The organism is Streptomyces triticagri, from assembly GCF_003429565.1.
In the GTDB taxonomy this organism is placed as follows: Bacteria; Actinomycetota; Actinomycetes; order Streptomycetales; family Streptomycetaceae; genus Streptomyces; species Streptomyces triticagri.
Window position 1 is genome coordinate 46,130 of the sequence record NZ_QUAK01000076.1, and the last position, 20,459, is coordinate 66,588.

General features: G+C 70.4%; 17 protein-coding genes and 1 pseudogene. 4 read left to right on the forward strand and 14 right to left on the reverse strand.

Annotation, left to right across the window (positions count from 1 at the left end; genetic code table 11):
• Positions 1 to 6 precede the first annotated feature (6 nt).
• The 9 genes and pseudogenes from DY218_RS35105 to DY218_RS14195 form a co-directional block, all read right to left on the reverse strand.
• Positions 7 to 144: pseudogene (locus DY218_RS35105) on the reverse strand (alpha/beta hydrolase); the annotation flags it as partial.
• Positions 145 to 150: 6 nt separating this feature from the next.
• Positions 151 to 765, reverse strand: a complete 615-nt coding sequence (locus tag DY218_RS14160) for a hypothetical protein (protein WP_128556363.1) — start codon at positions 763 to 765, stop codon at positions 151 to 153.
• Positions 762 to 2,009 carry a DUF7224 domain-containing protein gene (locus tag DY218_RS14165; RefSeq protein WP_128556364.1) on the reverse strand — a complete coding sequence of 416 codons (1,248 nt, stop codon included), beginning with the start codon at positions 2,007 to 2,009 and terminating at the stop codon, positions 762 to 764. The genes DY218_RS14160 and DY218_RS14165 overlap by 4 nt, the downstream gene beginning before the upstream one ends.
• Positions 2,010 to 2,012: 3 nt before the next feature.
• Positions 2,013 to 2,756 carry an ATP-binding cassette domain-containing protein gene (locus DY218_RS14170; RefSeq protein ID WP_128556365.1) on the reverse strand — a complete coding sequence of 248 codons (744 nt, stop codon included), beginning with the start codon at positions 2,754 to 2,756 and terminating at the stop codon, positions 2,013 to 2,015.
• Between the two features lie 129 nt (positions 2,757 to 2,885).
• Positions 2,886 to 3,740, reverse strand: coding sequence for an LLM class F420-dependent oxidoreductase (locus DY218_RS14175; RefSeq protein WP_128556366.1), 855 nt, complete (start codon positions 3,738 to 3,740; stop codon positions 2,886 to 2,888).
• A gap of 206 nt (positions 3,741 to 3,946) precedes the next feature.
• Positions 3,947 to 4,609, reverse strand: a complete 663-nt coding sequence (locus tag DY218_RS14180; RefSeq protein WP_128556367.1) for a response regulator — start codon at positions 4,607 to 4,609, stop codon at positions 3,947 to 3,949.
• A complete protein-coding gene (locus DY218_RS14185) occupies positions 4,606 to 5,760 on the reverse strand; it encodes a sensor histidine kinase (RefSeq protein WP_128556368.1) in 1,155 nt (384 codons plus the stop codon). Before DY218_RS14185 ends, DY218_RS14180 begins: the two co-directional genes overlap by 4 nt.
• 210 nt (positions 5,761 to 5,970) lie before the next feature.
• Positions 5,971 to 6,822, reverse strand: coding sequence for a helix-turn-helix domain-containing protein (locus tag DY218_RS14190; protein ID WP_128556369.1), 852 nt, complete (start codon positions 6,820 to 6,822; stop codon positions 5,971 to 5,973).
• A gap of 12 nt (positions 6,823 to 6,834) precedes the next feature.
• Positions 6,835 to 7,587 carry a DUF6879 family protein gene (locus tag DY218_RS14195; protein ID WP_128556370.1) on the reverse strand — a complete coding sequence of 251 codons (753 nt, stop codon included), beginning with the start codon at positions 7,585 to 7,587 and terminating at the stop codon, positions 6,835 to 6,837.
• A gap of 173 nt (positions 7,588 to 7,760) precedes the next feature.
• Between DY218_RS14195 and DY218_RS14200 the strand changes: the two genes are divergently transcribed.
• The 3 genes from DY218_RS14200 (at position 7,761) to DY218_RS14210 (ending at position 9,868) form a co-directional block, all read left to right on the forward strand.
• Complete coding sequence (locus DY218_RS14200; RefSeq protein WP_128556371.1) at positions 7,761 to 7,964, forward strand: hypothetical protein; 204 nt, start codon at positions 7,761 to 7,763, stop codon at positions 7,962 to 7,964.
• Entirely contained in the window at positions 7,961 to 8,191 is a 231-nt protein-coding gene (locus tag DY218_RS14205; protein WP_128556372.1) for a hypothetical protein, read from the forward strand. The genes DY218_RS14200 and DY218_RS14205 overlap by 4 nt, the downstream gene beginning before the upstream one ends.
• Before the next feature lie 129 nt (positions 8,192 to 8,320).
• Positions 8,321 to 9,868, forward strand: coding sequence for a CehA/McbA family metallohydrolase (locus DY218_RS14210; RefSeq protein ID WP_128556373.1), 1,548 nt, complete (start codon positions 8,321 to 8,323; stop codon positions 9,866 to 9,868).
• A 46-nt stretch (positions 9,869 to 9,914) separates the two neighbouring features.
• Here the strand turns inward: DY218_RS14210 and DY218_RS14215 are convergent, their stop codons facing one another.
• Entirely contained in the window at positions 9,915 to 11,492 is a 1,578-nt protein-coding gene (locus DY218_RS14215) for an APC family permease (RefSeq protein ID WP_128556374.1), read from the reverse strand.
• A 174-nt stretch (positions 11,493 to 11,666) separates the two neighbouring features.
• Positions 11,667 to 13,676, reverse strand: a complete 2,010-nt coding sequence (locus DY218_RS14220) for a GxGYxYP domain-containing protein (RefSeq protein ID WP_233521589.1) — start codon at positions 13,674 to 13,676, stop codon at positions 11,667 to 11,669.
• 220 nt (positions 13,677 to 13,896) lie between these two features.
• Between DY218_RS14220 and DY218_RS14225 the strand changes: the two genes are divergently transcribed.
• The gene (locus DY218_RS14225; RefSeq protein WP_128556376.1) at positions 13,897 to 15,804 is read left to right on the forward strand and encodes a glycoside hydrolase family 2 protein; all 1,908 of its coding nucleotides are present in this window, start codon (positions 13,897 to 13,899) and stop codon (positions 15,802 to 15,804) included.
• Between the two features lie 98 nt (positions 15,805 to 15,902).
• Here DY218_RS14225 and DY218_RS14230 read toward each other — a convergent pair whose 3' ends face one another.
• The 3 genes from DY218_RS14230 to DY218_RS14240 all read right to left on the reverse strand — a co-directional run bounded on the left by DY218_RS14230 (position 15,903) and on the right by DY218_RS14240 (position 20,083).
• Complete coding sequence (locus tag DY218_RS14230) at positions 15,903 to 16,583, reverse strand: YHS domain protein (protein ID WP_128556377.1); 681 nt, start codon at positions 16,581 to 16,583, stop codon at positions 15,903 to 15,905.
• A 288-nt stretch (positions 16,584 to 16,871) separates the two neighbouring features.
• Entirely contained in the window at positions 16,872 to 18,347 is a 1,476-nt protein-coding gene (locus DY218_RS14235; RefSeq protein ID WP_233521590.1) for an aldehyde dehydrogenase family protein, read from the reverse strand.
• Positions 18,344 to 20,083, reverse strand: a complete 1,740-nt coding sequence (locus tag DY218_RS14240) for an N-acyl-D-amino-acid deacylase family protein (protein WP_128556378.1) — start codon at positions 20,081 to 20,083, stop codon at positions 18,344 to 18,346. The genes DY218_RS14235 and DY218_RS14240 overlap by 4 nt, the downstream gene beginning before the upstream one ends.
• Positions 20,084 to 20,459: the final 376 nt, after the last annotated feature.

Sequence of the window (20,459 nt, forward strand, 5' to 3'; positions counted from 1 at the left end):
TACGGATCACGCCTCCGGTTGGAGCACGCGCCCGAGGAACCCGCGCAAGTGGCCGGCGACGGTGTGCAGATGGCTCTCCAGCAGGAAGTGGCCGCCGTCGACGAGGTGGATCTTGGCGCCCTCGGCGTCGCGGGCGAAGGCGCGCGGTGCTTACGGGCTTGCGCGGCTACTCTCCGTACGGTCGGGCAGCCTCAGCGTGGCGAGCATCCCGACCCCGAAGAGGACCACGGCAGCCAGCGCCGCCGACCACTCGCCGCTTCCCTGCGCGGGCCACATCCAGCCATGCGGCCGACCACCCGGGCCGGGCCCGATCAGCGCGCACAGCAACGGGACGGCCGCGACGGCGATCGCGCTGTACTGCACCCCGAGCAGCTGCCTGACGATCAGCCCGACGCCCAGATACCCGAGCAGATTGCGCGCCACCGCGAAGCCGAGCGGGAAGTCCAGCCAAGCGGCTTCGCCGAGCGCCACGACGACCGCGACCACGCCCGTACACACCACGGCACCGGCCCGCCACGCCGCCGTGCTCCGGACGCTCGCCGCATGGCTGCTGCCGCCGCTCGCCGAAGTGCACCCCAACCCGTAAAGGAGCAGACAGGCCGGCATCACGGGCAGCACCAGCGGCACCGGGATGCTGCCGGATACCCCGCTGAACATCGCGAGCGTCGGCACGGAAGAGCCGGCCAGTACGGGCGCGGCGGCGAAGCAGACCACAAGTCCCGTCACCCAGGCGGTGACCGCGTGCGCGCGCAGCCACCAGATCACGACGATGCCCGGTGCGCATAGGCGGCCGGAGAAAGGTCCGGCTTCACCGAACAGTCCCGCACGGAGCGCATATTGCGCGCGAACCAGGCCGCCTGCGCGTCCGCAGGCAGCCGCCGCACCTCTTCGGCCCGCCGTACGGACTCGGACGGCCAGTCCAGCAGCGCATCCGGCGCGACGCCTGCGGTCAGCGCCAGCCAGGGATGTATCACCAGCGCGGCCTCGTCCCCCGGATACGTGGCGTACGGGCGCTCGGCGCAGGCGGGCGGATCCAGGCGCACACCACTGGTCGCGGCCTCGACAAGGACGCTCTCGCGACTCGGCACCGGCTCGGCGAACTCGATCCGCTCGGCCGGGCCCACTCCGACGGCCCGCACCTTACGGTCGGCGTCCTTCACCCAGCGCCTGAACTCACTTGCTCTGCCCTGCTGTTCGGGCCAGAGACAGACCTGCGGCCGACTGCCGGTGCACTGCAGCAGCGCCCGGTCACGCGCCTGCTCCCCACCGAAGCCGAGCGGCACGGCCAGGGCGATCGCGCAGGCCAGGCCGGTGAGCGAGGCCGCGGTCGCCACGAGGCGTCGCCGCCCGGTCCGGCGCAGTACGACCACGATCACCGCCGCCACAACGAGACCCGCCGAGAACGCCGCCGTGGCGCCGAGACTGCGCAGTGACGGCTCCTGGTCGAGGCGGCAACAGTCCCCGACCCCTTGCCCGTTGAGATGCCTGAGCCAGGACGGCTCGGCGAGCGCGGCCGGCCAGAACCCCCAGAAGTACCCGCCGACGAGCATCAGGGCAGGCCCGAGCAGCTTCGGCAGCCACCGGCCCACGAGATACCCCGCGGCAAGGTGCCCGAGCAGCACCACGACCGCCGTCACCAGCACCGCAGCATCAGGCCCGCCCGGGAGACCGAACGCATCCCCGGGAGTGAACAGCCCCAAGGCCACCACAATGCCGAGCAGACCGTCGACAACAAGGGGCGCAAGCCGCTGCCCGACTATGCGCAACTCCCCCCGCACCGGAGCCCAAGCAGCGACACCCGACTCCCTGAGCCTGGCCGACTCCCACGCCGCCGCGGCCCCGCACACCGCACCGACCACTGGCAGCAGCAGAGTCGACTGCGCGGTGATCGAGCCCCAGTAGGCGATCGTGGTGTCGGTGTTGCCGGAACTGAAGAACAACAGCCCGGCAATCAGCAGCACACCCACCCACACCCCGGATCCGGTGCGCAGCAAGGTCTTGACCCGCACCGCTCACACCTCCCCGCGCACGAGGCTCCGGTACGCGTCCTCGGCCCGGCGCTCCGGCGACCCGTCACCGGGAGCAAGGCCGAGGAATCCCGCCGTGTCGCCCTGGAAGACGGGGACACCGCGGTCGAACACGACCACCGCGTCGTAGATGTCCGCCAGATCCTCGGTCTGGTGCGTGGAGACCACGAACCGGACACTCTCCGACAGCTCCCCCACCAACTCGCGGAAGACACCACGCTGCACCGGATCGAGGCCGGCAGTCGGCTCATCGAGCAGCACCAACTCGGCTTCATGCACGACGGCTTGGGCGATCCCGAGCCGGCGCAACTGCCCGCCGGACAGCTCATGACTGCGCCGCCCGGCCAGCTCCGTCAGGCGGACCCGTTCAAGCGCCCGCACCGACCGATCCCACGCCGCGCGCTTCGACAGCCCCTTGAGCCACCCCGCGTACGCCGCCTGCTCCCGCACGGTCAGGCCGGGCACAGCACCGATGTGCTGCGGCAGCCACCCGACGCGACGCCGATACTCCGCCCGCTCCCGCCTGCCCGAGGCACCGAGCCCACGCCACTCCACCCGCCCCGCATCCGGCACGAGCACGGACGCTCCGACCCCCATCAACGTGGACTTCCCGGCCCCGTTGGGCCCGAGCAGCACGGTGCACCTCCCTGCGAACTCCAGGGTGAGAGAACTGAGTACGGGACGGCGGGGCCGGTGAGCAAAGCTGCAGTCGGTATAGAGCAGAGACACTGAGCGACCGTACGGGCGCGGTCGGGGCTGTGGCGCACCGGGTGGTGATCTTGTCGGAATCGTGTACGGATCTTGGCTGAAACGGCATCTGACCAGGGATTTCCGGAAGCCGTCGGGTCGCGGGGCAGGTCAGCAGTATTTGGCGTAGGTGTCGAGGGTGGCGATGACTGTGGGGGTGTCGGACGGTGGGAGTTGGAGGATGACCTCGTCGATGCCCAGGTCGCGGTAGTAGGTGAGTTTGCCGGGGGTGGGGTCGACGCCGGAGAGGGTGAGGTGGAGGTCGTCGGGGTTGCGGCCCGCGTCCTTCCAGGCGGTGCGGAGGGTGGGGAGGGTCTCGCGGAGGCCGCTGCCGCCGACCGGCATCCAGCCGTCCGCCTCCGCGGCGATACGGGCGAAGAGTTGGGGTCCCGCGGCGCCCCCGATGAGGATCCGCGGGCCGTACAGCGGGCCAGCCGGGCCCGACCGCGGCGTACGGGCCGGCTTCGGGTGTACATCGGAAGCGGTGACACGGGCCAACTCCCCTTCGTACGCCGTGGGTTCAGGTGCCCACAGCGCGCGCATCACGGCCAGGCGGTCGCTCACCAGGGTGCGGCGGCGCGGCCAGTCGACGCCGTGGTCGGCGGCCTCCTCGCGGTTCCAGCCGTAGCCGATACCGAGGGTGACGCGGCCGCTGGAGAGGTGGTCCAGGGTGGCGACCTGCTTGGCCAGGTCGATGGGGTCGTGCTGGGCGACGAGGGTGATGTTCGTGCCGAGGTGAAGTCGCTCGGTCACCGCGGCGGCCTGCGCGAGCGCGACGAACGGGTTGAGCATGCGCGCGCACTCCGGGGGCATCACCCCGCCGGGGTAGCGGGAGGTGGTGGTGACGGGGATGTGGGAGTGCTCGGGCAGATGGAGGGCGTGGAAGCGGCGCTCCTCCAGGGCGCGGGCGAGGGCGGTCGGGGCGATGGTCCGGTCGGTCAGGAAGAGCGTGGCCGAGATCCGCAAGATTCCTCCCGGGGCGATGGGGGCTCAGGATCAGCCTTCCGGGCTGCGGTCTCAAGGCTTGGGTGGCCTCAATTGTCCGCCGGTACAGGAGTGGCCGGTCCACCGCGTCCGCCGGCCGGTCACCCCTGGCCCGCCGCCCCTCGCTCGCGGTCGACCGGCTGTGATCATGCCCGCGTTGAGCGGCACCGCCATCGATCTCCCGCCGCTCAGGTCACAAGCCCCCGCCGATACGCATACACAACCGCCTGCACCCGATCTCGTAGATCGAGCTTCGTGAGGATGCGGGAGACGAACGTCTTGACGGTCTCCTGGCTGAGGACGAGAGCCGCGGCTATCTCGCTGTTGGAGAGGCCGTCGGCGATCAGGCGGAGGACCTCCAGCTCGCGCGGGCTGAGCGGTACGTCCTGCTCGCGCTCGCCGTCCGCGGGGCGGATCCTCGCCGCGTACCGACCGACGAGCCGGCGCGTCACCTCCGGGTCGAGGAGCGCCGCGCCCATGGCCACCGTCCGGATCCCGTGCAGGAGTTGGGACGGCGGAGCGTCCTTCAGTAAGAAGCCGCTCGCGCCCGCGCGGAGCGCGTCGTAGACATACTCGTCCAGATTGAACGTGGTCACCACGAGCACCTTGACCGGATGCTCGACGCCGGCGCCGGCGAGCAGCTTGGTGGCCTCGATGCCGTCGAGGACCGGCATCCGGACGTCCATCACCACCACGTCCGGCTCGATCTCGGCGGCGAGGTCGACCGCGGCGCGGCCGTCCTCGCACTCGCCCGCGACCTCCATGTCCGGCTGCGAGTCGATGATCGTGACCAGGCCGGTGCGCACCAGCATCTGGTCGTCGCACACCAGGACCCGGGTGGGATCGGTCACGAGCGGTTCCCGGCCGGGATCCTGGCCCGTACGAGGAAGCCGCCGCCCGTGCGGCCGCCCGCGCTGAAGTCGCCGCCCAGTACGTCGACGCGCTCGCGCAGGCCCGCGAGGCCCCGGCCGCTGCCGCCGGGGACGTCGGACCGCATCCCCGACCCGTCCGTGCCGACCTCCACGGTTATCTCCCTGTCCCCATGCTGCACCTGCACCGAAGTTCGGCTTCCGTGAGCGTACTTGAGGGCGTTTGTCAGGGCCTCCTGTACGACCCGGTAGGCCACCAGATCGCCGCTGCCGGTCGATTCGGCGGGCGTGCCGTGCTCGCTGTACTCGACCGGCTGGCCGGCCCGCCTGGTCTGCTCGACGAGGGTGCGGATACGGCCGACGACGGGAACCTTCGGCTCGGTCCCGTGGTCCGGGTTGAGCAGGTCGAGGAGGTGACGCAGGTCGGTGATGGCCTGCCGTCCGGTGTCCGTGACGGCGGTCAGGGACTGGTCGAGGCGCTCGGGTGCCGCGGTGAGATAGCGGGCCGCCTCGGCCTGTACGACCATCGCGGTCACATGGTGGGTGACCACGTCGTGGAGTTCGCGGGCGATACGGGTGCGCTCCGCCTGCCGGGTCTCCTCGGCGACCCGCAGCCGGCGCTCGGCCTCCGCGGCCCGGGTGGAGCGCAGCCAGGATCCGATGGCCCAGGCCACGGCGAGGGCCACGTACAGGATCACCATCTCGCTGACCGGCTCACCCGAGCCCGTCCTGTCCAGGGCGACGGCAAGGGCGAGGAATGCGACCGTCAACAACCCTACGGCCAGGCGTCGTTGGCGCTCGAGACGGGAGCCCAGACAGATGAGGACGACGGGCAGCGCTGTCCCCGCGAGGGAGTGGTAACCGAGGAGCTGGTCGGCGGAGAATCCGACGGCGACGAGCGCGGTGGAGACCGCGGGCCACCGCCGGCAGACGACGAGCGGCAGCGCCTCGACGGCGATGACCACGACGGCGAGTACGTCGAAGGGCCTGGCCTCCACGCCACCGACCTGGGTGCCGTGATTCTGCATCGACGGCACGAAGGACCCGGCGAAGAGCAGTACACCGAGAAACGGATAGACCACCTTCGACCCGTACCGGCGCCAGAGCCCCCGGAGGTCCGGTGAACCGATCATCGGGGCAGTGTAGTTGCGGCGGATGACAGCGCGGCGGCGGCCGTACGTCTCATACTCATGCGGTGTCCTTCGGCCGGGTCGTGGATGCGGGTGCGGGCGCAGGTGCAGGTCCGGGTGCGTGACTGAAACGCTACGGCCCCCGGGCCACCGACTTCATCACCGCACGGTGGACACCTGCGTGTAGCTCTGCGGAGGGACAGAGATGCTGTGTCAATGCGGGTCAACAGCACGGCGGGCGGCGTTGATGACGTGGTGGGCCTCGGACCCGTACACGGCCGACTCGCGCAAGGTGTGCCAGACCTTCGAGTACAAGGCGATGTTGTCGGCGTCGTCCAGCCACATCTCGGCGTGCCAGTCCTCTGCGACGACCAGCCGGTCGTCAAGTACCCAGAAGCCGTTGGCGGGCACGATCTTGACGGGTGCCTTGAAGGGGACGACGCCCAGCTCGACCGTGTCCATGCCGATCATTCCGGTGAGGCGGTCAAGCTGGGCGGCCAGCACGGCGGGCGGGCAGATCAGCGAGCGCAACGCGGCCTCCCACATCAGGACGTGCAGCTTGCGGCCGGGCCGGTACAGCCACTCCTGACGCCGCACCCTGGACCGCACGGCGGCATCGACGTCATCGGCGCCGCCCAGCAGTTCGGCGTACCGCCGGATGACGTGCTGGGCGTACTCGGGAGTCTGCAACAGGCCGGGGATCACCGACTCCTCCCAGAGCCATATGTCCGAGGTGCGGTCGATCTCTGCGCTCAGCCCCTCGTGCATCGGCTTGAAGCCGTTCGCCAACGCTCTGCGCCACGACCTGATGTGGGACTCGAACCCCGCGAGGCGGGCGGCCAGTTCAGCATACGTATCGGGCTGCCCGGTGGCATCGGCCCACGCCCTCAGGTCCTCGGGGGTGGCCGTCTGCTTGCCGTTCTCCAGCTTGCTGACCTTGGAGCCCTGCCACCCGAGACGCTCGGCGAGCTGCTGACCGGTGAGGCGGCCACCAGGGCAGGAGAAGCGCAGCTCACGCAGCCGCACCCCCAGGGCCACCCTGGCCTGCTGGTAGTCGGTGCTCACCGGTCGCCCGCGCTATCCGGCCGCGGCCACCTGCGCGGCGAACTCGTCCCGCGAGACAGCGTGATGCATCGCCGCGTCACGGACGATGCAGTACCGGACGACCTCGGCCGGTTCGGTGATCAACTCGATGTCCGTGATGGTGTCCGCTTCGTCGAAGTGCAGCACCGCGACGAGTCGCGAGTCGAAGATCCAGAAGTCCTCGGCGGGCAGCGCGGCGCGGTGGGCGTCCTCACGCCACAGGTAGCGGATGTCCTCGCCCACCGCCGCGTTGTGCCGGGCGTAGTCGAGCAGGAACCGCTGCTCGGCGGTGGGTGGGCTGTCCGCGACGCGCACCCGGCCGACCGTCCTGCCGGCCTCGGTCTGGGCTTTGATGTTGACGAACCAGGGCTCGTCGGGGTCGCATGGCGAGGACCCGGTGGCCAGGAATGCCCGGAAGTCGGGGTCCTCGCGGTCCGAGGCGTAACCCCGTCGTGTCTCGAGCCGCCAGGCGGTGTGCTCGAAGGTCTCGAAGAGGCGGCGGAAGGTGGCCCGGTCCACGAGTTCGGGCACGCGCTCCATCTCCTTCGGCCCCCAGGTCACGAGCAGTTCGCGGGGCACGACCACCGCTGCATCTTCGGGCCCGAAGTGCTGGAGCTGCGCGAGGTCTTCGGGGGCGGTGACGGGCGCGCCCTGAACAATGACATCGCCGGTGCCCTCGTCCGTGTGCAGGGCGGGGCAGCCATCGACCTTGCTGTCTGTGCCGGTGAAGCGAAGCTGACGGGCCATGAAGCGCTCTCCGTTCCAGGGGACCTGATCCAACAGCATGGCCAGAGCCTCTGCCTCGGCACCACGGGATCGCGGCGGGCCGAAGAGAAAACACCGGCAATGTTCGTGACCGCCGAGCAAAGTCGAGAAAACAGCGTACCGCGCACCAACCCGCCGGTTCTAGCGTCCAGTTCATGACGACCAAGGAACAGGAGACCATCGACCCGTTCACGGCGATGGAGTCCCTCAAGGCCGCACTGGTCGGGGTGGGCATCGTCCTCCCCTCGCTCGCGGTCGATGCCGCGTCCCCGACTCTGAAGCTCGTGGAACTGGGTCGCGTACGAGCAGACGTGGCCGCAAGGCTGGCCGACGTCCTCCGGCAAGGAGGCCACGAGTGACCGGCCACGAGAAGGCGGCGACGACGCTCAACCACGGCGAACTGCCCTATCCACGCGGAACCCTCGTGTTGGACTCGATCTCCGAGCGCACGGGCCTGCTGATGGGTGTCGTCGAAGAACGCCTCAAGTCCAACGGCAAGCTGGTCAAGAGCCAGGCATTCATGGCTCCGGAGGGCGGCGGCATCGAATGGGATGTACCACTCGACCGCATCACAGCGGTGAGGTAGCACCGACCCAACGAAAGACGAGCCGGCAACAGTCCCCTTCCCTTTCACCGGAGTTCACTCCTAAATACCAGAGTGCCCTGCACACCCACGCGAGGACAGGCCGCCCACAACCATCCGGGAGCCACCACCATGTGCGAGGAACACAGCAGAGGCGCCGGCCGCCACCCCGACAGACGTGCGTTGCTCGTGACGGGCGCGGCGGCGGCGCTTACGTTGAACACCGTGACGTTCGCGAACGCTGCCGAGCAGCCCGGAGCCGACGGGGCCGAAGGGGGCAGGCGGGACCGGCCCCGGACGAAGACCGTCCGCGGCACGCTGCCCACCGGATCCCCCGACTACGTGTACCTGCCGGTCGAAGTGCCGCACGGAGTACGGGAGTTGCACGTCTCGTACACGTACGAGAAGCCCGAGGTGCCGGCCGGCACGCAGGGCAACGCCCTCGACATCGGCATCTTCGACGAGCGCGGCACCGCGCTCGGAGGCAAGGGGTTCCGGGGCTGGTCGGGCGGTGCGCGCAGTGAGTTCTTCATCCGGGCCGACGACGCCACCCCGGGGTACGTCCCGGGACGGATCCGGGCCGGGACCTGGCACATCGCGCTCGGCCCGTACACCGTCGCCCCCGACGGCCTCCCGTACGAGGTGACGATCACGCTGACGTACGGCGAACCCGGCCGCACCCCGAAGCCCAGCTATCCGCCGGAGCGCGCCAAGGGGCGCGGCCGGGCCTGGTATCGCGGTGACTGCCACATCCACTCCTGGTACTCGGACGGGCAGCGCACCCCGGCGGAGATCGCCGCGCTCGCCCGCGCCGCCGGGCTCGACTTCATCAACACCTCGGAGCACAACACCCAGTCCGCACACGCGCATTGGGCCGAGCACGCGGGCGACGACCTGCTGATCCTGCTCGGCGAAGAGGTCACCACGCGCAACGGGCACGTGGTGGCGCTCGGCACGGATCCGGGGACGTTCGTGGACTGGCGCTACCGGGCCCGCGACAACCGTTTCGGCCACTACGCACGGGAGATCCGCCGGGCCGGCGGCCTGGTCGTGCCGGCCCATCCGCACGCCACCTGCATCGGCTGCAACTGGAAGTTCGGCTTCGGCGAGGCGGACGCGGTGGAGGTGTGGAACGGCCCGTACACCCCCGACGACGAGGTGTCCCTGCAGGACTGGGACAACACGCTGCAGTCGTCGCGCCGCGGCTGGATCCCGGCCATGGGCAACAGCGACTCGCACAAGGACCCGGACCGTATCGGCGGCCCACAGACCGTGGTGCTCGCCGAGGACCTGACGCGCGAGGCGATCCAGGAGGGGATCAGGAAGGGCCGCAGCTATGTGGCCGAATCGGCCGCGGTGTCACTGGAGTTCGGGGCCGTGGGCGGGCGCGGGCAGCATGCGGGCATCGGCGGGCGGCTCGAGGTCGGCCCGGAGGAGCCGGTGTCGGTGCGCCTCGATGTGCAGGGCGCGCCCGGCTGCACGGTCCACTTCGTGACCGATCAGGGCACGCTGTTCACCGGTCCGGCGATCCCGGAGTCCGGTACGGCCTCCGCGCAGTGGAGCACCACGGCCTCCTACGCCTCCTATGTCCGCGCGGAAGTGCGGCACGCACCGGCCGTCGAGGGGCTGCCGGGGGCGCTCGCGGCGTTCACCAATCCGGTGTTCCTCGGGAAGGACTGAGGCCCACGCGCTCGTCGTCCCCGGGTCAAGCACGGCCGCCGCGGGACTACTCGGGGACGACCAGCGCCGGCGTCTCCTTCTTGAGGATCTCGCCGCGGAAGAAGGCCGGGCTGCGCCGCCCGAAGGCGATCATGATGATCGCGCCGAGGGCAAGCAGGCCGACCCCGATGACGAACACGGAGCCGACACCGAGCACCGAGGACCCGCTGCCGTACGCCGGGTCCCACATGTCGTAGAGCGTCTTGGCGAAGACGGCGGTGAGCAGCACCCCGCCGACGAACGGGAAGACACCCTTGAAGAGCAGATCGCGCCCGCTCGTCCGCAGATCGGCGCGGAAGTACCAGACGCAGGCGAAGGCGGTCAGCGCGTAGTAGAAGCAGATCATGAGGCCGAGGGCGTAGATCGTGTCGACCAGGACGTGCTCGGAGACCAGGGTCATGACCGTGTAGAAGACCGCCGTCGCGATGCCGGCCGTGACCGTCGCACGGCCCGGCGTCTTGAACCGCGGGTGCACCTTCGCGTACGAGGCCGGCAGCGCCTCGTACGTGGACATCGCGAGCACCGTACGGGCGACGGGGATGAAGGTGGTCTGCAGGCTGGCGGTCGCGGAGGCGACCACGGCGACGAAGAGCAGCACGCTGAGGCCGGGGCCCATGACGGGTCCGGCGAGCGCGGCGAAGACGTTCTCGGAGGTCTTCGGATTCCCGAGACCGAGGCCGCGGTCGCCGGAGCCGACAGCCATCTGCGCGGCGACGCCGGTGGCGAGGTACGAGCCGACCAGGACGATCATCGCGATCAGCGAGGCGCGGCCGGGGGTGCGGTCACTGCCGACGGTCTCCTCGTTGGCGGTGAGGCAGGTGTCCCAGCCCCAGTACATGAAGATCGACAGCGAGAGGCCCGCGGTGAAGGCGGCGAAGGAGCCGACGGAGAACGGGTTCAGCCAGGACCAGGAGAAGTCGACGCCGGTGGCGAAGTCGCCGGCCTTCGAGAAGGCCATCGCGACGAACATGGCGAGCACCACGAGCTGCAGTCCGACCAGGGCGTACTGCACGCCCTTGGTGGCGGTCATGCCGCGATGACTGACGGCCGTGGCGACCGCGATCAGGACGAGACAGGTCACGATGTGCACCGGCTTGCTGTCGTCGAGCGCGGCGACCGATGCGCTGCCGCTGATCTCGCCGAGGAGCAGCCAGAGGTACGAGGTGGCGACGCCGGCGAGATTCGACAGGACGATGATCGTCGCGATCACCAGGCCCCAGCCGCACATCCAGCCGATGCGCGGGCCGAAGGCCTTCACGGTCCAGGTGAAGGACGTACCGCAGTCCGGCATGTCCCGGTTGAGCTCCCGGTACGCGAACGCCACGAGCAGCATCGGCAGGAATCCGGCGAGGAAGACGGCCGGCATGTGCAGACCCACCTCGCCGGCCGTGGACCCGAGGGTGGAGGTCAGGCAGTAGACGGGGGCGACGGTGGAGATGCCGATCACCGCGCTGCCGGCCAGGCCCACCGAATTGCCGCCGAGGCCCTTGCCCCGTACGCCGCTGTCGTCGGTGGCCGTTCCCGCGTGCGCGGCGTCGCGCACGCCGTCGTGCACAGTGCCGTCCCGTGTGCCCAGCTGTGTCATGGACGGAAACGTTAAGCGCTGCGATATCCATGCCGGTGGGGTGCACGGTGGCGGCGGAGAGCGCCCGCGGGCCGTAACCATGGGCCGGCGCCGGAAACGGAATCCGCAGGTGCGTCCGTTTTGTGGCGAATCAAAATTTTCCGACGGCGGGCTCCGAGGCTCAGGCGGTACGCCTCACCCCGCCTCGTCGAGCAGCGTGAAGAAGGTGTCGCCCCGTACCAGCTCGAAGGGGTCCCCGAGGAGCCCGGCCAGCTCGGCGATGTCGCCCGGTGTCCAGTTCCAGGCGTTGATCGCGCCCGCGATGAACATCGGGGAGTTCCCGTCCCAGTCCCCGATGTGGGCGAGCAGGCTCTCGTGGTACTCCGCGGCGCTCCCGGTCGGCGAGAAGTTGCCGATGACGGGCACGCCGGCCGGCCTGATCTGCAGGTCGCCGCTCTCCCAGGACTGGATGATGCCGCGCACCGGCGCATGGTCCCGGTACGAGGCGACCACCCGCTCGTCGAACGGGATCCAGCCGTCGTCCTCCTCGGTGCGCGGGTTGTACGCGTACACCAGGTCAATGCCGGTGTGGCGCATGTAGTGGCCGGTCAGCTCGGTGTAGCGGTCCAGGATGTCCGCGGGCCACGCGCCGGCGTAGGAGTAGCCGGCGCCCGAGGGGCCGCAGATCAGCAGGTCGTTGGCGGTGGCGGTGCGCTGGTAGTGCGCGAGGAGCGCCGGGCCGATGTCGGCGAGCAGCGGGCTGACGGTCCAGTTGACCGGGACCTTGCCGCGGTCCGTGTGGTCCCACAGTTCGCGCATGTGGCGCTGGCAGTACTGGACGTTGTCGCCCTCGCCGACGGTCAGGGTGAGGTACACGCGATTGCGGAGATCGGCGGCCGGCGCCTTCGGGACCCGGTCGGAGATCTCGGCGCCGACCCCGGCGTGCACGGTGCCGTTCATGTAGAAGTCGGCGGGCACCACCGGCACCCCGTGCTGCGAGGCACGGTCGACGCCGCCCCACTCGCCGGCGACGTCGTTGGAGAACCAGCCGGTGTACGGGGTGCCGGGCGCCAGTTCCGCGAAGACCTCGTCGAGTACGTCGCCGGTCTCGCCGGACGGGGGCAGCCATACGGTCATGGCCTGTGCTGCGACGGCGTAGTCGCGGAAGTACGGGAAGGGCTCCACCCGGGTCGGCTTCGCGGTCGTCGCCGTCACCAGGAACTGGTTGAACATGTCGGCCCGGAATTCGAGCTTCTTCGTGCCGGGCGGTGCCTCGAAGCGGTACACGAAGTAGCCGCCACCGTCGCAGAAGCGCGACGGGATCTCGCTGGAGACGGCCGAGCCGTCCGAGGAGAACAGGAAGGGCTCCTCGGCGTCGGTGCCCGGCGTGAACGCGGCGATCTCCGTACCGTCCGCGAGGACCGCGACCTCGCCGACCGACGCGCCCCAGCCGTCGTCCTCGAAGGAGTCCTGGAAGCGCAGAAAGACGCCGTCGTCGCCGCCGAGTTCGGCGCTCAGGTCCAGGGTGCGGACCTCGCGGTTGGAGCGGTCGCGGATGCGCTCCTTCTCGCGGGCGACCTCACGCCACTTCACCCCCTCGATCTCCACCGTGCGGGTCGGCGGGAGGCCGGCGACCAGGACGTCGGAGCAGCGCGGGAAGAGGTGCTCGAGCTGCCAGCGGTAGGTGGCGGCGGGATCGGCGGCGTCGAAGCGGCCGCGCAGGTCCTCGATGATCTTCAGGCCGTACTTCTCGGCCTGTTCGGCGGTCGCGGCGACGGCGCCCTCGATGCCGGCCAGGGTGGTGGCGACGTTGACGGAGTCCGGGACGCCGGGGTCGTGCAGGATCGCGCCACCGATCTCGTGGCGGTAGCGGTCGAAGAGGGCGAGCGGGTCGTCGTGTTCGGTGACGTCGGCGCCCGTACTGCTCAGCCAGGTGCGGTCGGCGCCGCTGTCCTCGAAGGCGAAGTCGAAGTACAGACGGGGCTGTTCGCGGTTGACGACGCCCTGGAGGGTCGTCAGGAGCAGTTGGTCGTAGCCGTGCAGGGCGCCCACGCCGGCGACGTCCAGGTGAGTGGCGCGGCCGAAGGACGGCAGCATCGGGGTGGAGGTCGAGCCCAAGGCATGGGCAGTGGCGGGCAGTTGGGCGCCGAGGACGCCCGCGGCGAGTACGGCCCCGTTGGCCCGCAGGAAGGTTCGTCTGGACACGTTGCGCATGTTCACAGCTCCTCGCGTCACGGTGACAGCGTTATCAACGGCCGGGGAAACTGCCCGCGCCGAGCGCCACTGTGCATGGATCCGACATCGTTGTCCATGGATCCGACCTCGTTGTCCGTCGATCTGCCGGAGTTCTGCGAGAGCTCTTTCCAACGATGTAATCCTGTGCTGCAATAACCGCCCTTTCCCCCATCATTCGCCGAGGAGCGCCATGTCTTCGCCGAGGAGCGCCACGTCCGCCCCGTCCCCCGCACCGGCTGCCCTCCCCGACCCGTCGCAGCCGCGATCCGAACAGACACCGGCCGAGCAGCCGCGCCCGGAGTACCCGCGCCCGAGCTTCGTCCGTACGGACTGGCTGAATCTCAACGGCACTTGGGAGTTCGCCCGCGACCCCGGCGACAGCGGCCTCGAGCGCGGACTGGTCGAGGCCGCGGAGCTGCCCGAGCGGATCACCGTGCCGTTCTGCCCGGAGTCGGAGCTGTCCGGCATCGGCGACACCGACTTCCATCACGCCGTCTGGTACCGGCGTACGGTGCGGATCCCCGCCGAATGGACCGGCCGCCGCCCCGTACTGCACTTCGGCGCCGTCGACCACGATGCGACCGTCTGGGTCAACGGCCGCGAAATCGCCCGCCACAGCGGCGGTTTCACCTCCTTCGCCGCGGACATCGGCGATGCGGTACGACCCGGCGAGGACGCGGTGATCGTCGTACGGGCCCGGGACGCCGCGCAGGGCCCGCAGGCACGCGGCAAGCAGTCCACCCTGTACGCCAACCACACCTGCCTGTACCACCGGACCACCGGCATCTGGCAGACCGTGTGGCTGGAGCCGGTGGCCCCGACCCACCTCCGACGCCCGCGCATCACACCGGACTTCGCGGCGGGCTGCTTCCATCTGGAGCTCCCGCTGGCGGGCAGCCGCGCGGGCCACCGGGTCCGCGCCCGCCTCACCGACGACGCCGGCACCGTGTCCGAGGCCGAGGTGCCCGCCCACCTCGACCTGGCCCCGCGCCTGGTCCTGCCCGTACCCGAGGAGCGCCGCCGCCCGTGGTCGCCCGCGGACCCGCACCTGTACGAGGTGCACCTGGACGTGCTCGACCCGGACGGCACGGTCGTCGACTCGGCGCGCTGCACCACCGGACTGCGCTCCGTCTCCATCGACGGCAAGCGGATCCTGCTCAACGGCGAACCGGTCTTCCAGCGCCTCGTCCTGGACCAGGGCTACTACCCCGACGGCCTGATGACGGCCCCCTCCGACGACGCCCTGGTCCGCGACATCGAGCTGTCCCTCGCCGCCGGATTCAACGGCGCGCGCCTGCACCAGAAGGTCTTCGAGGAGCGCTTCCTGCACCACGCGGACCGCCTCGGCTACCTGGTCTGGGGCGAGTTCGGCGACTGGGGCGCCTCGCCGGGCCCGCTCAGCGACGACAACCAGCAGGCCACCCCCGGATTCATCACCCAGTGGCTGGAGGCCGTCGAACGCGACTACAACCACCCCTCCCTCATCGGCTGGTGCCCGCTCAACGAGACCCGCCAGCTGCTCCACGACCGCAACACCACCCTCGACGACGTCACCCGCGGCATGTTCCTGGCCACCAAGGCCGCCGACACCACACGGCCCGTCATCGACGCCTCCGGCTACTCCCACCGCGTCCCGGAGACCGACGTCTACGACTCGCACTGCTACGAGCAGGACCCCGAGGCGTTCCGCGCCCTGATGTCCGGCCTCGACAAGGACCGGCCGTTCGTCAATCCGGACGACGAGCCCGGTGACGCGGTCTGGTCCACGCCGTATGCCGGACAGCCCTATTTCTGCAGCGAGTTCGGCGGCATCTGGTGGAACCCGGACGCCGCCGTCCCGGCCGACACCGACCGCAGCACGTCCTGGGGATACGGCGAACGCCCGCGCGACGAGGAGGACTTCCACCACCGCTTCGAGGGCCTGACCGGCGTGCTCCTCGACGACCCCGACATGTTCGGCTACTGCTACACCCAGCTCACCGACGTCTTCCAGGAGCAGAACGGCATCTACCGCTTCGACCGCTCCGAGAAGCTGGACGTGGCACGGGTGCGCGCGGCACAGCAGCGGACGGCGGCGTACGAGAGGGGCGGGGCGTGACGCCGGTTTCGCGGCGGGGGCTGGTCGACCCGTGGCACGTGGACCTGCTAGCGGAGTTCGGTGACCCCGCCGGACCGGCACCAGGCGTCGCTGCGCGGCTACTGGCCTAGCGGCACCCCGTGTTCGTCCGCAAAGGCCCGTCGGCACAGGCCATGGCAGAAGCCGTACAGGGCACCCTCATGCACCAGCGTGAGCGTGGAGTCGTCGAGGACCACACTCATGCCGCAGATCGGGTCGATCAGCGTGCCCTGCGGCGGCTTCGACGGGTGGACGGCGGCCTTGTCGCGGTACGGACGGGAGATGAGTTCCGTGAGGTCCATGCTGCCCATGGCCTTCCCGTGGATCCCGACGCCACCCTCGGTGATGCCGTCCACGAGGATCACCGCATGTGGTTCGCGCCGGACCCGCTCGGGGTCGCGGCCGGCGTCCTGCTCGGTCTCAGCCAGCACGCTGGTCACGATCTCGACGGTGTAGCCACTCATCTCCTTGCGCCACGATGCCGGAACGGTGACCCGCACCAGGTAGCGCGGTGGATCGGCCGGGTCCGCCGTCGGCCTCTGGCCGAGGACCCACGTGGCGGGCTCGTGCACGAGTACCTGCGTGATCGTGCGCTGGGCGTCGATGATCTCGATGGCGTGACTGTCGTCCTCGACCATGAGCGTGTCGATGAGCCGGTGTCCCAGCTTCCGCCGCTCCTCGTCGCTCAAGGCGCCTCTGGGCACGAAGACCTCGATCAGCAGCATCACGTACTCCTGTCGCGCGATCGACTGTGATGTCACGGCCCACTGTGTCCCGAAGGGATATATGGGGAATCCAACGCGGGGATGAGCTGTGCCCTACTCCGAGGAAGGTAGTCCGGGTGGGTGCGCGGTCCACGGGATGTAGAACTGTGCTCCTGGGCTGCCGCGTTGACTTCGGGGTTCGCCTAGCAGGGATGGTCGATCGAATGGGCTTGCACCTGTGGTCTCACCTCCCTCTGCAGTCGCTCCAGATCGACGGGCAGGACCTCGCCCCGGTCCGCGGCAACTCGAAGCTCGGTCGTGAGCCGGTGCCGCTGTAGCAGCGCTTCACCCCGCCCAAACCACCGACTGCATCTCGCTGTACGCATGCAGGGCGTACGAGCCCACGTCTCGGCCCACGCCGCTTTGTTTGAAGCCGCCGAAGGGGGACTCCATGTTGCGGCCGATGGTGTTGATGCCTACGCCGCCGGAGCGGAGGTGGGCGGCGAGGCGGAAGGCTCGAGGGGTGTCGGTGGTCCAGATGTAGTCGATGAGGCCGTAGTCGGTGTCGTTGGCGAGGGCGAGGCCTTCGTCCTCGTCGTCGAAGGGGACGACCACGACGACCGGGCCGAAGATCTCCTCGCGGACGATGCGCATGTCGGCGGTGCAGTCGGCGAAGAGGGTGGGTGCGACGTAGAAACCCTGCTCCAGGGGCGGGCGTTCGCCGCCCGCGACCAGTTTCGCGCCCTCCTTGCGGCCGAGCGAGACGTACGACTCGATGCGGTCGCGGTGGGCGGCGGAGATGACCGGGCCGACGACCGTGCCGCGGGCGCGGGGGTCGCCGAGCGGGAGCCGCGCGAGGTATCCCGCAAGGCCCTCCACCAGGCGTTCGTAGATGCCTCGTTGGGCGATCACGCGGGTCGGGGCCGTGCAGATCTGGCCGCTGTAGAAGGAGTACGTGGTGCCGATGCCGGCGATCGCGGCGTCCAGGTCGGCGTCGTCGAGGACGAGGGCCGCGCCCTTGCCACCGAGCTCCATCAACTGGCGTTTCATGCCGCGGCCGCAGACCTCGGCGATGCGCTGACCGACCGCCGTACTGCCGGTGAAGCTGACCATGTCGACGTGCGGGGAGTCCACGGCCGCCTCGCCCACTTCGGGCCGGGCGCCGCTGACGACGTTCACGACGCCGGGCGGTGCGCCCGCCTCGCTCAGGGCGGTGGCCATCCGGTAGACGGAGAGCGGGTCCTGGGGCGCCGGTTTGACGACCACCGTGTTGCCCATGGCCAGGGCGGGTGCCACCTTGCCCGCCGGGTTGGCCCAGGGGTTGTTGTACGAGGTGATGCAGGTGACGACGCCGACGGGGCGGCGGACCGCGAGTGCGCCGAGCACACCGCCCTTGCCCATCGGGCCGGCCGGGGTGACCTGCGGGGGCAGGGCCTGCTCGACGGGTTCGAGTGCGCCCTTCGCGTACCGCTTGAAGCGGGCGATGCCCACGCCGACCTGCATGCCGCGGGCGGTGCCGGTGGTGGCGCCGCTCTCGGCCTGGGCCAGTTCGGCGTGTGCGGCGAGGTCGCGCTGCATGAGGCCGGCCGCGCGGTCGAGTACGGCCGCACGCTCCTCCGGCGTCGTACGGGACCAGGCGCCGAAGGCGTCCGCGGCGGCGGCCGCCGCCTCCTGCACCTGGGCGCGGCTCGCCTCGGGCGCGAGCCCGACGGTCTCCTCCGTCGCCGGGTCGACGACCGGATAGTGGCCGCCTTCCGGCTCGACCCACTCCCCCGCGATGAACAGCCGCTGTTCGTCGGGCTGTTGGGCGATGCTGCTCACCGGGTGCTCACCGTCCTGGTGTCGCGACCGGAGCGCAGCACCTTGCCGGGTACGGCGCCGGTGACGACGTCGTCGCGGATCGCGGCCACGCCGTTCACCCAGACCGCCTCGATGCCGATGGCCTTGGAGTCGAGGCGCGGGCTGTCGCCGGGCAGGTCGTGCACCAGGGTGGCCTTGCCCGCGTCGATCCGCTCGGGGTCGAAGAGGACGAGGTCCGCGTGGTAGCCCTCGGCGATCCGGCCGCGCTCGCGCAGCCCGAAGAGCTGCGCCGGGTCGTCGGTGAGCATCTTCACCGCCCGCTCCAGGCCGACCAGTTTGCGGCCGCGCAGACAGTCGCCGAGGAAGCGCGTCGTGTACGGGGCGCCGCACATCCGGTCCAGGTGGGCGCCGGCGTCGGAGCCGCCGAGCATGATGTCCTCGTGCTCCCAGGCCTGGCGGCGCAGCTCCCAGGAGTCGGGGTCGTTGTCGGTCGGCATCGGCCAGAGGACCGTGCGCAGTTCGTCGTTGGCGCAGATCTCGACCAGGCACTGGAAGTCGTCCTGGCCGCGCTCGGCGGCGATGTCGCGGACGACACGGCCGGTGAGGCCCTCGTTCTCTGGGCTGTAGGTGTCGCCGATGACGTAGCGCCCGAAGTTCGCCAGGCGGCGGAAGACGCCCGCCTCCTTGGAGTCGGCGCGGCGCAGCATCTCGGCCCGTACATCCGGGTCGCGGAGCTTCGCGATGCGTTCCGGTACGGGCAGGCCCAGGATGTCGCCCCAGCCGGGGATCAGGTTCAGGGCGCAGAAGGTGCCGAGCGACATGTTCATCGGCGTGAGGATCGGCATGGTGAGGGCGACGATGCGGCCGCCGGCCTTGCGGGCGCGTTCGCTGGGCACGAGCTGGCGCGGTACGCGTTCGGGGACGGCGGCGTCGATGGTCAGGACGTTCCAGTTGAGGGGTCGGCCCGCTGCTGAGCTCATCTCCACGAACAGGTCGATCTCGTCGTCGGAGAACTGGTCGAGGCAGCCCGCGACGATCGCCTCCAGCTGGGTGCCCTCGTGTTCGGACACGGCCTTGGAGAGGGCGAGCAGCTCGGCGGGCTCGGCGTGCCGCGAGGCGACCGGCTGTCCGTCGCCGTCGGAGTGGGTGGAGGACTGGGTGGTGGACAGGCCCCAGGCGCCCTCGTCCATCGCCTGGTGGAAGAGCCGGATCATGGCGGCCAGCTGCTCCTGGGTGGGCTGTCCGCCGACGGCGTCCTCGCCCATCACGTACCGGCGCAGCGCGCAATGGCCCACCATGAAACCGGCGTTGACGGCGATACGGCCGTCCAGGCGGTCCAGGAAATCGCCGAATCCGGACCAGTCCCAGGGGGCGCCCTCCTCCAGGGCCACCAGGGACATGCCCTCCACCTTCGACATCATCCTGCGGGTGTAGTCGGCGTCCTGGGGGCGGTCGGGATTGAGGGGCGCGAGGGTGAATCCGCAGTTGCCGTTGGCGACGGTGGTGACGCCGTGGTTGAGGGACGGGGTGGCGTACGGGTCCCAGAACAGCTGGGCGTCGTAGTGGGTGTGCGGGTCGACGAAGCCGGGGGCGAGGACGCGGTCGGTTGCGTCCTCGCTGGTGTGCGCGTCCTCGGTGACGGTTCCGGGTTCGGCGATCACGGCGATACGGCCGTCCCGGATGCCGACGTCTGCGACGTACGAGGGGGTGCCGGTGCCGTCGACGACGGTCGCGCTCTTGATGAGGTGGTCGAGCATGATCCCTCCGGGGGTCGCGGGGGTGTGGTCGGCTTTTGGGTTTCGGCTTCCCGCCGCCGGTGGGGGGTCGGGGCGGTGTGGCCGCCACGCCTTCCCCGACGCCCCGCCGGTTTCCTTCTCCGGGCCGGCCCGGGTCCGGGAAACCCGCGGCCGGTCCCCGCCGGCCGGATTTACGAGGTGTCCTCCACCGGCCGGTGGTCTCTTGCCCTGACGGGCCAACTCAGCCCGGCACGTTCAGCCCAGCCCGGCAAATCCAGCCCAGCCCGGCATATCCAGCCCCTCCGGCGTTTGAGGAGCGGGGTCCGGGGCGGAGCCCTGGAAGCCACGTGCTTGACCGCCGGTCAAAAGATGTCCTCAAACGCCGGACGGGCTGAGA